We start from the raw sequence: 13,588 nt of genomic DNA, 5'->3' as shown, positions 1-13,588 counted from the left end.
CGGAAAGACTTAACATTTCCGTCTTACCCTGCTCAAAAATATTTTTTATTATTGTATAAAGCACAACTATTAAAATGGATAATAATTTTTCCTCACAAGTAAAAGAGATCATATCGTTCAGCAGGGAGGAAGCATTAAGGTTAGGTAATGATTTTATAGGCACGGAACATTTATTGCTTGGATTAATTCGTGAAGGTGATAATACAGCGGTTAGAATATTAAAAAGTTTTAACGTTGACCTATACGAATTACGTAAAGAAATAGAATTAGCTGTAAAGGATAAAACAGGTAAAAACATTGCTAACATAAATAGCTTACCTCTGACAAAACAAGCTGAAAAGGTGATCAGAGTAACGGTTCTTGAAGCAAAGGCACTTAAAAGTCCTACTGTGGAAACAGAGCATTTAATGCTTTCCATATTAAAGAACAAAGAAAACATAGCAACTCAAATCTTAAATCAATTTGACGTGGACTACGATCTATTCAGACAGGAACTCGGGGTAATGAAATCAAATGACCCCCGCGCAGAATACCAGGAAGAAAATGACGACGATTTTGACGAAGAAAAGAAATACTCCCAGTCAAAATCCCGCCAGGCTGGTGCTACTAAAAGCAAGACACCTGTATTGGACAATTTTGGTAGAGATATTACCAAGCTGGCTGAAACAGGGACACTGGATCCCATAGTTGGTCGTGAAAAAGAGATCGAAAGGGTGTCCCAGATCCTATCAAGGCGTAAAAAGAACAACCCTATTCTTATAGGCGAGCCTGGCGTAGGTAAAACTGCCATTGTGGAAGGTTTAGCCCTTAGAATTGTTCAGCGCAAGGTTTCCCGTGTACTTTTTGATAAAAGGGTCATTTCCCTTGACCTGGCTGCCCTGGTAGCCGGTACAAAATACAGGGGTCAGTTTGAAGAAAGAATGAAGGCCATCATGAATGAACTGGAAAAGAACCGTGACGTAATCCTCTTCATTGATGAGATCCATACTATTGTAGGTGCAGGTGGAGCTTCGGGTTCCCTGGATGCCTCTAATATATTCAAACCTGCTCTTGCACGTGGTGAACTTCAATGTATTGGTGCTTCTACCCTGGATGAGTATAGAATGTACATTGAAAAAGATGGTGCCCTTGACCGTCGTTTCCAGAAGGTAATGATCGATCCGCCAAGTGTGGATGATACCATCCTGATCCTGAATAATATCAAGTCAAAATACGAGGATTACCATAATGTCAATTATGACCAGGAAGCCATTGACGCCTGCGTTAAACTAAGCGACAGGTACATTACGGACCGTTTATTACCAGACAAAGCCATAGATGTAATGGACGAGGTTGGCGCACGTGTTCACTTAAAGAATATCAATGTGCCTCAAAATATCCTTGACCTTGAAAAGAAAATAGAAGATATAAAGGTTGAAAAGAACAGGGTGGTAAAAAGTCAAAAATTTGAAGAAGCCGCTGCACTAAGAGACACAGAAAAGCGCCTTGGAGAAGAATTGGACAAGGCCAAAGCACAGTGGGAAGAAGAAAGCAAGCATAAGCGTTATCCTATAGGAGAAGAAGAAATAGCAGAAGTGATCAGTATGATGACAGGCATACCGGTTAAGCGCATGGTGGAAGCCGAAACGCAAAAGCTGCGTAAGATGGCTGATGAAATGAAAGCCATGGTTGTTGGACAGGATGAGGCTATCAGCAAGGTAGTCAAAGCCATCCAACGTAACCGTGTGGGTTTGAAAGATCCGAAGAAGCCAATCGGTACATTCATCTTCCTTGGTCCTACAGGTGTAGGTAAAACAGAATTGGCCAGGGCCCTGGCCCGCCATATGTTTGATTCTGAAGATGCTCTCATCAGAATTGATATGAGTGAGTACATGGAGAAATTTACTGTGTCACGCTTGATTGGTGCGCCTCCGGGATATGTAGGATATGAAGAAGGTGGACAGCTGACTGAGCGTGTACGTCGCAAACCTTATAGTGTCATATTATTGGATGAGATAGAAAAAGCGCATCCTGATATTTACAATATACTGTTACAGGTTTTGGATGATGGACAATTGACAGATGGTCTGGGTAGAAAGGTGGACTTTAAAAATACGCTGATCATCATGACCTCTAATATAGGTGTTCGCCAGTTGAAAGACTTTGGAGAGGGTGTTGGTTTCGCAACGGCTTCCAGGGTTCAAAACCAGGATGAAGCTAATAAGGCAGTCATTGAAAAAGCATTGAAGCGTACCTTCTCTCCTGAATTCCTTAACAGGATAGATGATGTGATCATCTTTAATTCACTGTCCAAGGATCATATCTTCGAGATCATTGATATCCTGATGAAAGGAGTAATGAAACGCCTTACCAATCTTGGGTTTAGCCTGGAATTGACCGAAGACGCAAAAGGATTTATCGCGGATAAGGGTTATGACCAGCAGTTTGGTGCCAGGCCGCTTCACAGGGCTATTCAAAAGTACCTGGAAGATCCACTGGCAGAAGAAATACTGAATATGAATATCAAGCCTGGAGATGTTCTTGAAGCAGACCTTGATAAAGAGAATGGCAAACTAACCTTCTCATTAAAAAAAGGTGTTACGGAAGAATCAAAAGCCTCTTAAATAGAATCGAATAATAGCAAATCCCGCCATTGGCGGGATTTCTTTTTTTACAGACTATCATCCCAGATAAATCTAATCACCACCAACCATTAAAAACTTCATTTATTAGAATGCTCTACTATCAACAGTTTTTTGTTGTATGATTTATTGCATGCATTTTTGCATTGGTTGATATGAAAAAGATAATAATTACGATAGATGGTTGGTCTTCCTGTGGAAAAAGCACTTTAGCCAAACAATTGGCCAAAGCATTGAATTATATCTATGTTGACAGTGGCGCCATGTACAGGGCCATTACCTTATATTTTTTACGCAATCATATCGACTGGACCCATAAAAAAGAAGTCCATAATGCTTTAAAGGATATTTCACTGGAGTTTATTTATAACCCTAAAAGTGAAAGGTCTGAGATATACCTGAATGAAGAGAATGTAGAGTATGTGATCAGGGATATGGTAGTTGCGGAAAAAGTTAGTGATGTGGCTGCCATTAAAGAAGTAAGGGAATATGCAGTTGCGCAACAACAAAAAATGGGAAAGAACAGGGGAATTGTAATGGATGGACGAGATATTGGAACTGTTGTTTTTCCAGATGCCGAACTCAAGATCTTTATGACAGCTGATAATGCTGTGCGGGTTGAAAGGCGATTCCAGGAACTCTATGAGAAAAATCCGAATGTTACCATTGAAGAGGTCAAGAACAACCTGGAATTAAGAGATTATATCGACTCCCATCGTGAGGTAAGTCCACTCCGCCAGGCAGAGGATGCCATTGTTTTGGATAATACGAATCTTACCGAAAAGGAACAATTTCAAAAAGCTTTGAAATGGGCGCACAAGCATATTGAACAGTATGCTTCATAATTGGAACTCTTTTTGATTTTCATGTAATGCCATCTTCTCTACTGAAAAGAATAGCCATCAATTATGGCTATAGTGAGTTTGAAAATTTCCTTCGGGAACAAAGTGAAGTAAAAAACAGTAGATATGAAAAAGCATGTACTCCTGATTTTAATATTAGCCACCCAATTTCTCCATGCCCAAATAATATTGACAAAAGCATATACTCCACAAACAGGAGCAGCCTATGTTGAATTGACCAACAACAATAGCTCTCCCATATCATTGGCTTGCTATAGTATCGTTAGCTATTTTAATACTCCTGTTGAAAAAGGGTTTACTGTAATTAATTTACCGGATGAATCACTTCTTCCTAACGCCGTACTGACCATCTCGGGGAAGTCAACCACACAGGCAGAAGGCATTAATCTCATTAATTATAGTTATCAAAGTTTGCAGCAAAGTGGAAGGGTAAGACAATATTTTTTAAATGAAAATGAAGATGCCTATTTAAAGAATTACAACTCTACATATAATTCCAATGCATCTGCTGTCAATCAACAACGAAATAATGCAGACGATCACCTGGTTTTGTTACTGAATAGCAATACAGTGGTTGATGCCTCTTTTGGTCTTGATGACAATAAAAACATTCCAGCACATTTCAGAAATATGCCCATCCTGAACTATTCCAATTCCTGTGGCAACCCTGTGACGATTCGGTTCAATACACTTCAATCCATGTATCCCAATATTTTTACCCGTTCACCCTATGAAAGAAATGAATATGGATTCTTCAGGGAATTTGAGATACATAAGAATACAGCATCAGTACAAATAGCCTGGCAAACTTCTAAAGAACAAAACCTGCGGGGGTTTGAAATAGAAAGAAGAATAGAAAATAAACCATGGACAACAATAGCATTTGTTGCCACCATGTCACCTTCGGGCAATAACAACCAGGTAATTGATTATTTATATGGTGACAATACATTCCTGGGAGATAATGCAGAATACCGCTTGAAACAAATTGATGTTAATGGACGATCCTATTACAGTGCTCCACGAAGAATAAATACACTGGAGAATAAGGAAGTGGTCCTTTATCCTAATCCTTCAGTAGATGGAAGGGTAACGGTATCTTTAGGAAAGCTCAATTCACTCAGGGATATACAAGTGGTGGATCTTAATGGTCAATTAGTACAACAATGGTTGTCTGTAAACAATAACACGCAACAGATCAACGACCTGAAACGCGGTAACTATATTGTAAGGGTTATTGATCATCAAACTGGTACATTGACCAGTGAAAAACTCATTGTACAATAACGACAAATAAAAATATTTCTAATAAGATTTGACATTTTCAATATTGTTTCTATTTTTACACTCACAAGCACAATCCCTTCCATTCCCTCGAAAAGCCGTACCCAAGTCCTCAACAATTTAATGCAAAGCCTTTAATCTGAGAATCCTCGGGAAAGTACCACTATATCCAAGCTTAACTAACCATTGCAGGCAACTGCTTATGATCCTCCCATCCTATTCATAATCACCAATTCCATTTCCTGGGACTGCCAATCGCAATCGCATTGAGCACCGCTATTAAGCTATTTTTTAAATCTTAAACCCTTATGATTATGAAAAGGTATTTACTCTCCTTTTTATTAATTGCCTGCGCGTTCCTTAACAAGTCAAACGCACAGTGTACAATTATCAACATTACAACATCAAATTTTCAAAAAGTTCCAAATGGTGATGGGACTTGCAAGGCAATATTTGATATGGTTATTGTAGCCCAACTGAATAACGGCAACAAAGGCCTTTGGGTTCATTTTTGGGATGCAAATAATTACCCTGCTACGCCCTGGAATTATTCAAATAGTTCAGTGCCTTCAGCAGCTTTTTTATCTACCACACTTGGAACTCTTGGAGTTAATAATTCTACTACGCCACCGGTAATTCTTACAAGTTACCCCTTTGACCCGGCTCCACCAGTTAAAATGGCAACAGCTAATAATCCTGTTGTAACAAGCTCAGGTAGTGGGGCAAATACAATTTTTACCTACTTATTTAATAAAGTAACGTTAGCCTTACCAACTTGTACAGTTCCCCCGATTATAGCAGATGTTTGGTCTACACAGTCTAGTTCTCTTGGCAGTAATACCAAAACATCTTGTTCATTTCCAAGAAGAAGTCTGAATATTGGTGACCCCAGGCTATCAATAACTGGCCCCCTTAAATTATGTCCAAGTAAAGGTCAAAACAGCGCTTTAAGTTTTAGCATTTTAACTGACACTGCAAATTCTATATCAGTTACTTATGAGATTCGTAAAGATGACAATACTATGAATAATTCAGGACAAGCTGTATATGATCCTACCTTAGATATACCTGTAACCATTGGTGGAACACAATCTATTTCAATTTCTTCCGGCTCTCCATTTGTTGCCACTAACTCTACTTTATTTACAGGTTATAATAATCCGGCCGAGGCTTCAACGCATTATTGGATTGTAGCAACATACACTCCGGTTAACGGCACTGCTTACAGCATCGCCAGCATTAATAAAAATGAATGCTCACAAATCCTCCCCGTAAACTTCAAATCATTCACCGCTTCCAGGGCTAATGCTGCCAACACGTTGAAATGGACCACTTCCACAGAGATCAACAACAAGGGCTTCTATATTCAGCGCTTTTATAATGGCCAATGGACCAATATAATGTTTGTCGCTTCTAAAGCACAAAACGGCAACAGCACCTCTGACCTGAATTATTCAGTGAATGATGTATTCAATTTCAAAGGGGTAGTACAATACAGGATCCAGCAGGTTGATATAGATGGCAGATCCAGGTACAGCGATGTCAGGTCATTGAGCAGTGTCAGCCAGGCAGGAAATGCATTGGTTTACCCCAATCCTGCAGCCTCCAATGGCAATGTATCTATCATTCTAGCTGATGCTACTTCATCTTATGATATACATATCATTGATAATGCAGGTCGCATTGTAAAACAATTCAATGCAGTAAGAGGCAACCAGCAGGTTTCCGGTTTACCCCGCGGTCAGTACATGGCAAGAGTAATGGATAAAGTAAGCGGAGAAAGCACGGTTGATAAATTCATTGTTCAATAAATACAACTGGTTATTACTATCAAAGTCTTTCAGCCTTTGATGGTAATACTTCAAATTATTCCAATCATTTACAATAGTCTAACCTTTACACCATCCTACCCTATCATTGTTTATTATAACTGGCCCGTGCCCTTTGTTAGGAGAATCAATAGAATTAATTATAAAGAAGCGATAGTTTAAGGTCGGTTAGCTCAAAAAAAGGGATGATCTTTTGATCATCCCTTACTTTTTTATACTGAAGGTTAGTTATTTACCTTTTATGTTCAGTAGCTCCACTTCAAATATCAATACAGAACCACCAGGTATATGGCCCATATCATTCATACCATAGGCCAGTTTATAAGGAATATACAGCTTGTATTTTGAACCTACAGGCATTAGCTGTAAGGCTTCAGTCCATCCCCTTATGACCCCATTCAAAGCAAATGAAATGGAAGAACCTCTTTTATAAGAATTGTCAAATTCGGTTCCATCTATCAGTGTTCCCGCATAGTTGACTTCTACCGTATCTGTAGCTAGCGGTTTTTTGCCATTGCCTTCCTTGATCACTTCATATTGCAAACCCGATGCGGTTGTCTTCACTCCTGGCTTGTTCTTATTTTGCGCCAGGAATTTTTCACCTGCTTCGATGGTCTTAAATACATTCGGGTTTAGAAAACGCATTACAGCTAACTGTGCTTCTTCTTCTGTTAGCAAGGCATTCTTCTTTCCAAATACATCATTGATGGCTTTTGAGACCATGGTAGTATTAAGGTTCTTTATTCCTTGTTGGGAATAAAAGCTGGCCACACTCATTCCAATAGCGTAGCTCACGGAATCATTCAAATTCTTTAAAACAGTAGTTGAACGGGTTGCGTTCACAGGGGTAGTTTTTTTGGATGTTGTCTTTTGCGCCTGCACAGCCAGGGTGCCCAGGGCAAAAGCAGCAACGAAATATTTTTTCATGTTTCTGTTGTTAAGCGACAAAAATAAAGGAATGGAACTCAATGGATGTAAATGATAAATTAATTTAGCAAATGCTCCAGGCCTCCATACAATTATACCGGAATGCTTACAGTGGCTTATCAAAGCCAATGTGGTGGCTTGCCCTGGTCATCTTCATTAACAGGAGCGGTACCATGGTCATCCCCTTTTTAACTGTTTATTTAACACACAATGGTTTCACCCTGGCCCAGGCAGGTTATGTAATGGCTGCCTTTGGATCAGGCGCTATACTGGGAGGTTATATAGGAGGCATTCTGACAGACAGGTTTGGACATTTTTATGTACAGGTGACCAGTCTTTTTTTAAATGGAATTCTTTTTATTGGCCTTGGACAAATGAAAACCTTCCTGCAGTTTGCTATATTCATTTTTATCCTGGCTAGCTTAGGAGAAGCATTCAGGCCTGCAAATTCAGCCGCCATTGCAGCCTATAGCAATGAATCCAACCGCACCAGGTGTTACTCGCTCAACAGGCTCGCCATCAACCTTGGTTGGGCTGTTGGGCCAGCAATTGGAGGCATACTTGCCTCAATCAATTATTCACTATTATTCTGGGCGGATGGCATAACCTGTATCCTGGCATCTGTCCTATTATACTTCGTTTTTCTTCCTATAAGAAATAATCATTCACAAAAAGATCATGCTCATGACACCACACCTGCTAATTCCGCCTATAAGGATAAGATTTTTTTGAAAGGGATGTTCTATATTTTCCTTGTAGGCATCTGCTTTTTCCAGCTTTTCAGCATTTTACCAGTATATTATAAAGAGCAGCTACATTTAAATGAAGCACAGATTGGCTGGATTCTAGCCATGAATGGATTAATTATAGCAATGGTGGAAATGGTGCTGGTTTACAAATTAGAAAACAGGCGCAATGCGGTTTTATACATGACAGCGGGGGCATTATTGATAGGCATCTCCTTTGTCCTGCTTAATATTTCATTTACTATTTCTATCACCATCGCAGGCATGATCATCGTAACATTTGGAGAAATGTTGCTCTTCCCTTTTATGAATAACTTCTGGGTCAATCGTAGTAGTGCCCGGACCAGGGGACAATATGCAGCCTTATATACCATGTCATTTTCCTTCGCCATGGTGCTTGCACCTACTATTGCCTCGCAAATCGCTTCTAAAGCAGGCTTCAATATATTGTGGATATTCAATCTTATACTTTGTTTATTTGCAGCGATTGGATTCTATTCATTGAAAAAAAACATATAATACATGAGCGAATTTAACCGCGTCATCCAGATACGTTGGTCAGACCTGGACCCTAATTTTCATTTACGCCATTCAGTATATTATGATTGGGGTGCATTCTGCAGGGTGGAGTTTTTAAATGAGTACGGGCTTACAGCGCAGGTGATGCAACAATTGCAATTTGGTCCCATTTTATTTAGGGAAGAATGTGTATTCAGGAAGGAGATCAAACTGGGAGATGTGGTTAGTATGAATCTGAACTTAACCCGTTCACGAAAGGATTATTCAAGATGGAGCATTCAGCATCAAATTCTAAAGAACGGTGGAACTCTTTGCGCCGTCATCACTGTTGATGGAGCCTGGATGAATGTGACAGAAAGAAAGTTAATGTCTCCACCAAAACAGGTCATTGAAGTATTCAGTCAAATGCCCAAAGCAGATACATTCGAATGGCAATAAAAAAAAGCTACCCGGCGCCAGGTAGCTTTTGATTTTTCAAGGGATAATTATTTAGGATAGACCGTGGTCACTGCAGTGATGTCATAGGGCGTAAAACCTACCCATGATAAAACAAAAGAATTCATTACTGAATTTGCATCCACTTCAGGCGTACCTGGTATCAGGTTTCCATAAGTCTGGTCAGTATGTGTCAATCCAATAGTGTGACCCAACTCGTGTGTCATGGCAAAGATCTTTTGAGCCGTACTCAATGAATTATAGTAGGTATTAATGGTCACCTGCTTTCCTGCCGTTCCTGTATATTCAGGATAATAGGCCTGCGCAATCATGCTGGTATTGGCATCATAGGTTGTTGTAACCAACACATTATAGGTAGGTGTAGTAGTAGTATTAGTAGTGGTAGTGGTACCTCCCTTCTTTCCTTTACCATTTCCACCGGTTGTGGTCGTGGTGGTTCCTGAGGTTACCCGCTTCATAAATACAAGGCTGTTGGTACTATTCCAGTTAGCGATGGCCTGGTCCAGCGCAGATATCCAAACTGCAGGAACCGTTCCGTCCACATAGAATGCAATATTTGAAGCATTGGTACGGGAAACCGTATAGGTGTACACACGTTGGTCAGTACCACTCGAAGATGGTTTAACATCTGTGGTCTCAGGAAAACGTTTCAGGGCATCTTCCAATGAGATCATTGCATCACTTGCTACAGTGAAGCTTTTGTTCGCGGCGTTGTATTGCACTGCGGTTAATGGGGCGCCTGTAGAAGCAGCTACTGAAGATCTGAGTGTTTCAATACGTTCAGCACTTACAGTAGGCTCATCTTTTTGAACATCTGCTTTCTTACAGGATTGTGTCAGTAGAATTACTGCAAATAGTGAAATACCTAAAGTCGCCTTCAGGCGTGAAAAAATGGTGTTTGACATAGAATGATTGTTTAGGGTGCGAAAATATTTTCCAGGTGGAAAAAACGATGTTAATACCCGGCAAAACAGGTTATCTACCCGTTGATATCTTTAGCCAAACTGTGTTTATTGATCTGCGTCAAATGCATAGTAGGATGGAATCAGGAATGGTCAGTTAACAACCGAACATTATCAGGATTGTTGCTAAAGAAAGAGTTAAGAAGGTTACGGATAAAACTGTTCTCTTTATAAGGCTGAATATATTCCTCTATTGCCTTCCGGTTTATATCCGTAATATTTTTAGGCAAATAACCCATACCAAAAAAGCTTCCCTGCACTACCATGATACAGGATAATTCCTGGTCAGATAAACCCTTATCCAACACCACATAGGAAGGTCGTTGCGTCAAAGATGCTATGGCTTTTAACACCCTTTGATTATATGTCTCAAAAGGTTCAGTTTTCTCGCAGGCACCAAAACAATGTTCTTCCACAATACCCACGCACTGGTCATTGGAAGTTTGCATAAAACACAATTTCGGGCAGAGTGAAAATTCTTTCATCAGTTTTCTCAGCACACCATGACCATCCACCTTAAAATGGAAAGTACAGACCGGGTTTGCATTTTTTCGCCGCTTTTCAATGGCAAGGCGCATATATCCATTTTGATCCTCATAAACAAAGATGCCATATACTTCTTCCTGTCTTTTTTGAGAGGTATTGAATACCGGCCACAATCTTTTTATTTCCGTGGATTCTAAAATGGCTGCCATCAATTCGGTAGCGGTAGATTGAAAGCTTATTGAATAGGTGTTTCGTAAAAAGTTCTGCTTTTGCCTGCTATCAGAATTATTGCTAAAATGACTATTGACCCTTGTTCGAATGTTTTTGGCTTTACCCACATAGATCACCTTTCCTTTTTGATCATGGAAATAATAAACCCCGGGGGTCCTGGGCAGGATATCAAAATCAGACCTGGGCACATTGGGTGGCAACACCTGTTCTTTAGAATCACGGTTCAGACTCGTCTTAATATGATCCTTAGCGTCATTCGCCAGCAATTTTTGAAATAATACAACTGTTGCTGAAGCATCACCCCCGGCCCTATGACGGTTCATCAATTCAATGCCCAGGGAATGACAAAGATTTCCAAGGCTGTATGATGGAAAACCAGGAAATATCTGCCGGGCCAGTCTTACGGTACATAATTTCTTAGCAGTGAAAGTATAGCCATAGAAATCAAGATGGCTTTTGATAAAAGAATAATCAAAATTGACATTATGCGCTACAAAAATATTTCCCTGCAAACAGGTAAATACCTTTTCAGCTACCTCCTCAAACCTCGGGGCATCCTGTACCATTTCATTGGTAATGCCGGTAAAAGCCTGGATATATTTCGGAATGGCCTGGTCAGGATTGATAAGCGTTTCAAATTCCTCCGTAATAACAGCACCATCAAAAATCTTTATAGATATTTCAATAATGCCATTTGCAGCTGCATAGCCACCCGTTGTTTCAATATCTACTATCGCATACATCGCCTTAGAGTATTTTTGGGAATTGGAGGGGCATCGAAGTTCTAAAATATTTAGCAATGCAACAACCTTTTGGCAAATATTTAATGTTTAAAAACCGGCTGGAAAAAGTTTACCGCCACCTGAGCAAACAGGCAAAGCGGCAGGGTATCGGTTGTTACAGGATCTATGATCATGACCTGCCTGAATTTCCGCTACTGATAGAGATTTATGAAACCCAAGTTTATGTATCTGAATACAAAAGAAGGCACGAGCTAACGGAAGAAGAACATGAGCAGTGGTGGGAAGAATGCAAAGAAATTATATCTGCAATCGTACAGGTTCCGGTCGACGATATATTTCTGAAACTCAGGCAAAGAAAGGAAAGCCGCCTGGGTCAATACCAGAAAGTAGATACCCGGAAGACGGAATTTATAGTCAAAGAAGGAGGCCTGAGCTTTATAGTCAACCTGAGTGATTACCTGGATACAGGGCTTTTCCTCGACCACCGAATTACCAGGCGCATGGTGCGGGAATTATCCGCTGGAAAAAAACTATTAAACCTTTTTTGTTATACCGGTTCCTTTTCCGTTTACGCAGCAGCGGGTAATGCATCTTCTGTGGTTTCAGTTGATCTTTCCAAAACCTACCTTGAATGGACCAATAGAAATATGAAATTGAATTTCCCTGGCTATGAAAAACACGAAATGGTACATGCAGATGTGAAGCAATATTTAAAAACTCTTCCGGAAAAAAGCTTTGACCTTGTGGTGATGGACCCTCCCACCTTTAGTAACAGCAAAAGAATGGAAGACTTCCTTGATATTCAAAGAGACCATGTGGAACTGATCAATGATTGCATGCGCATATTAGACCAGGGAGGCATTTTGTTTTTCAGTACAAATTTTACCAGGTTTCAACTGGAAGAAAAAAGTATCAACGCTACGTCTATCAGGGACATTACCAAAGCTACTACGCCATTTGACTTCGCTGGCAAATTAAAAAGGCAATGCTTCAGGATTTCCAAATAAAAAACCGTCCGGGGTACGGACGGTTTATTTTTCTCATGTGCGTATTGTAAAACGGTAAATTACTGAATTTTTAATACAAATAATCCATTGCGACTTTATCATTTGCATTAAATGTGCGATCGCCCCCATTAGAACAGGCCAACATGAATGATTGAGCATCTGCTTTAGAAGGAGTTCCAGGGATTAAAATAGCACCAACTCCTGCACTGCCTTCATTTGTATGACTACCACCGCAGCTATAAGCACGATTCATATAGTCAGTATGACGGAAGCCAATGCAATGGCCCATTTCATGCTGAATCACTGAAGCTACATATAACAAATTAGGATTTGTTCCATAGGCCTGTGGATTAGTATTCATTTTAATTTGGTTAAAAGGATCTCCTGTCGAAGTTGGGAATCCCGAACTGCCTAAAGTGATATAACCACCTGAAGGGCCCTGATCAAAGCCAAAAATGTCTATGTTCCCAGTACCTGTTGAAACATACTGGAATGTTAATCGCTTATTAGGTAGAGCATTGTAACGATTAATAGCTTCTTGTGTTGCCTGAATATAAACAGTTGGCAAATTATGAACTGAAACGGTTACAGTTCGTGGCAAACCTGTTACTAAGTTTGTAGTCCGGTACTGTTCTTCCTGTGCGATCAACAAAGTAGGAGAAGTGGATTTGCTGTTCAGGTTTTCATCCGTTAGAATAATATCACCTTCCACCAGGTAACCATTATCTACTTTCTTTACGGCATCGGTACTAAAACCCTGGCTTTGGATCTTGGCCAGGATAGATTGAGGCACGGCATCAGTTTCAACAGATGTTTTTGCGTCTTTCTTACACGCAACAAAGGTCATGGCAGTAATACAAACTACTGCAAAGGGCATCACGATTTTTTTCATGTGTGTGTGTTTTCTTTTAGTT

At 40.0% G+C, this 13,588-nt stretch carries 11 protein-coding genes; 7 read left to right on the top strand and 4 right to left on the bottom strand.

The features are described from left to right. Positions 1-74: 74 nt before the first annotated feature. From BP74_RS13830 to BP74_RS13815, 4 genes are all read left to right on the top strand, one after another. A complete protein-coding gene (locus BP74_RS13830) occupies positions 75-2,603 on the top strand; it encodes an ATP-dependent Clp protease ATP-binding subunit (protein WP_496374941.1) in 2,529 nt (842 codons plus the stop codon). 173 nt (positions 2,604-2,776) lie between these two features. Then, the gene (gene cmk / locus BP74_RS13825) at positions 2,777-3,466 is read left to right on the top strand and encodes a (d)CMP kinase (protein ID WP_496374940.1); all 690 of its coding nucleotides are present in this window, start codon (positions 2,777-2,779) and stop codon (positions 3,464-3,466) included. A gap of 123 nt (positions 3,467-3,589) precedes the next feature. Further along, on the top strand, positions 3,590-4,771 hold the full coding sequence (locus BP74_RS13820) for a T9SS type A sorting domain-containing protein (protein ID WP_496374939.1): 1,182 nt from the start codon (positions 3,590-3,592) through the stop codon (positions 4,769-4,771). 311 nt (positions 4,772-5,082) lie between these two features. Continuing rightward, the gene (locus BP74_RS13815; protein ID WP_496374938.1) at positions 5,083-6,579 is read left to right on the top strand and encodes a T9SS type A sorting domain-containing protein; all 1,497 of its coding nucleotides are present in this window, start codon (positions 5,083-5,085) and stop codon (positions 6,577-6,579) included. A gap of 246 nt (positions 6,580-6,825) precedes the next feature. Here BP74_RS13815 and bamJ read toward each other — a convergent pair whose 3' ends face one another. Further along, entirely contained in the window at positions 6,826-7,524 is a 699-nt protein-coding gene (gene bamJ, locus BP74_RS13810; RefSeq protein ID WP_496374937.1) for a BamJ family beta-barrel-assembly machinery protein, read from the bottom strand. A 71-nt stretch (positions 7,525-7,595) separates the two neighbouring features. On the opposite strand from bamJ, the gene BP74_RS13805 reads away from it, so the two are divergent. Together BP74_RS13805 and BP74_RS13800 are read left to right on the top strand one after the other, a co-directional pair. Then, the gene (locus BP74_RS13805) at positions 7,596-8,789 is read left to right on the top strand and encodes an MDR family MFS transporter (RefSeq protein WP_496374936.1); all 1,194 of its coding nucleotides are present in this window, start codon (positions 7,596-7,598) and stop codon (positions 8,787-8,789) included. 3 nt (positions 8,790-8,792) lie between these two features. Then, entirely contained in the window at positions 8,793-9,227 is a 435-nt protein-coding gene (locus BP74_RS13800; protein ID WP_496374935.1) for an acyl-CoA thioesterase, read from the top strand. A gap of 47 nt (positions 9,228-9,274) precedes the next feature. Here the strand turns inward: BP74_RS13800 and BP74_RS13795 are convergent, their stop codons facing one another. Together BP74_RS13795 and BP74_RS13790 are read right to left on the bottom strand one after the other, a co-directional pair. Then, positions 9,275-10,150: a M57 family metalloprotease gene (locus BP74_RS13795; RefSeq protein ID WP_496374934.1), complete on the bottom strand. Its 876-nt coding sequence runs from the start codon at positions 10,148-10,150 to the stop codon at positions 9,275-9,277. A gap of 140 nt (positions 10,151-10,290) precedes the next feature. Then, the gene (locus BP74_RS13790; protein ID WP_496374933.1) at positions 10,291-11,667 is read right to left on the bottom strand and encodes an exonuclease domain-containing protein; all 1,377 of its coding nucleotides are present in this window, start codon (positions 11,665-11,667) and stop codon (positions 10,291-10,293) included. Between the two features lie 56 nt (positions 11,668-11,723). On the opposite strand from BP74_RS13790, the gene BP74_RS13785 reads away from it, so the two are divergent. Next, entirely contained in the window at positions 11,724-12,674 is a 951-nt protein-coding gene (locus tag BP74_RS13785; RefSeq protein ID WP_496374932.1) for a class I SAM-dependent methyltransferase, read from the top strand. A gap of 70 nt (positions 12,675-12,744) precedes the next feature. Here the strand turns inward: BP74_RS13785 and BP74_RS13780 are convergent, their stop codons facing one another. Continuing rightward, positions 12,745-13,566 carry a M57 family metalloprotease gene (locus tag BP74_RS13780; protein ID WP_496374931.1) on the bottom strand — a complete coding sequence of 274 codons (822 nt, stop codon included), beginning with the start codon at positions 13,564-13,566 and terminating at the stop codon, positions 12,745-12,747. Between the last annotated feature and the right edge of the window lie 22 nt (positions 13,567-13,588).

The sequence above is a fragment of the Flavisolibacter ginsengiterrae DSM 18136 genome (genome assembly GCF_059568575.1).
Note: the sequence above shows the minus strand (reverse complement) of the source record. Positions and strands in the feature narration are given on the sequence as shown.

Bases quoted from the DNA above. Each gene is read 5' to 3' on its own strand.
- BP74_RS13800 (WP_496374935.1), top strand. From the start codon at position 8,793: ATGAGCGAATTTAACCGCGTCATCCAGATACGTTGGTCAGACCTGGAC.
- BP74_RS13795 (WP_496374934.1), bottom strand. From the start codon at position 10,150: ATGTCAAACACCATTTTTTCACGCCTGAAGGCGACTTTAGGTATTTCA.
- BP74_RS13820 (WP_496374939.1), top strand. From the start codon at position 3,590: ATGAAAAAGCATGTACTCCTGATTTTAATATTAGCCACCCAATTTCTC.
- BP74_RS13830 (WP_496374941.1), top strand. From the start codon at position 75: ATGGATAATAATTTTTCCTCACAAGTAAAAGAGATCATATCGTTCAGC.
- BP74_RS13815 (WP_496374938.1), top strand. From the start codon at position 5,083: ATGAAAAGGTATTTACTCTCCTTTTTATTAATTGCCTGCGCGTTCCTT.
- BP74_RS13805 (WP_496374936.1), top strand. From the start codon at position 7,596: ATGCTCCAGGCCTCCATACAATTATACCGGAATGCTTACAGTGGCTTA.
- BP74_RS13780 (WP_496374931.1), bottom strand. From the start codon at position 13,566: ATGAAAAAAATCGTGATGCCCTTTGCAGTAGTTTGTATTACTGCCATG.
- cmk (WP_496374940.1), top strand. From the start codon at position 2,777: ATGAAAAAGATAATAATTACGATAGATGGTTGGTCTTCCTGTGGAAAA.
- BP74_RS13790 (WP_496374933.1), bottom strand. From the start codon at position 11,667: ATGTATGCGATAGTAGATATTGAAACAACGGGTGGCTATGCAGCTGCA.
- BP74_RS13785 (WP_496374932.1), top strand. From the start codon at position 11,724: ATGCAACAACCTTTTGGCAAATATTTAATGTTTAAAAACCGGCTGGAA.
- bamJ (WP_496374937.1), bottom strand. From the start codon at position 7,524: ATGAAAAAATATTTCGTTGCTGCTTTTGCCCTGGGCACCCTGGCTGTG.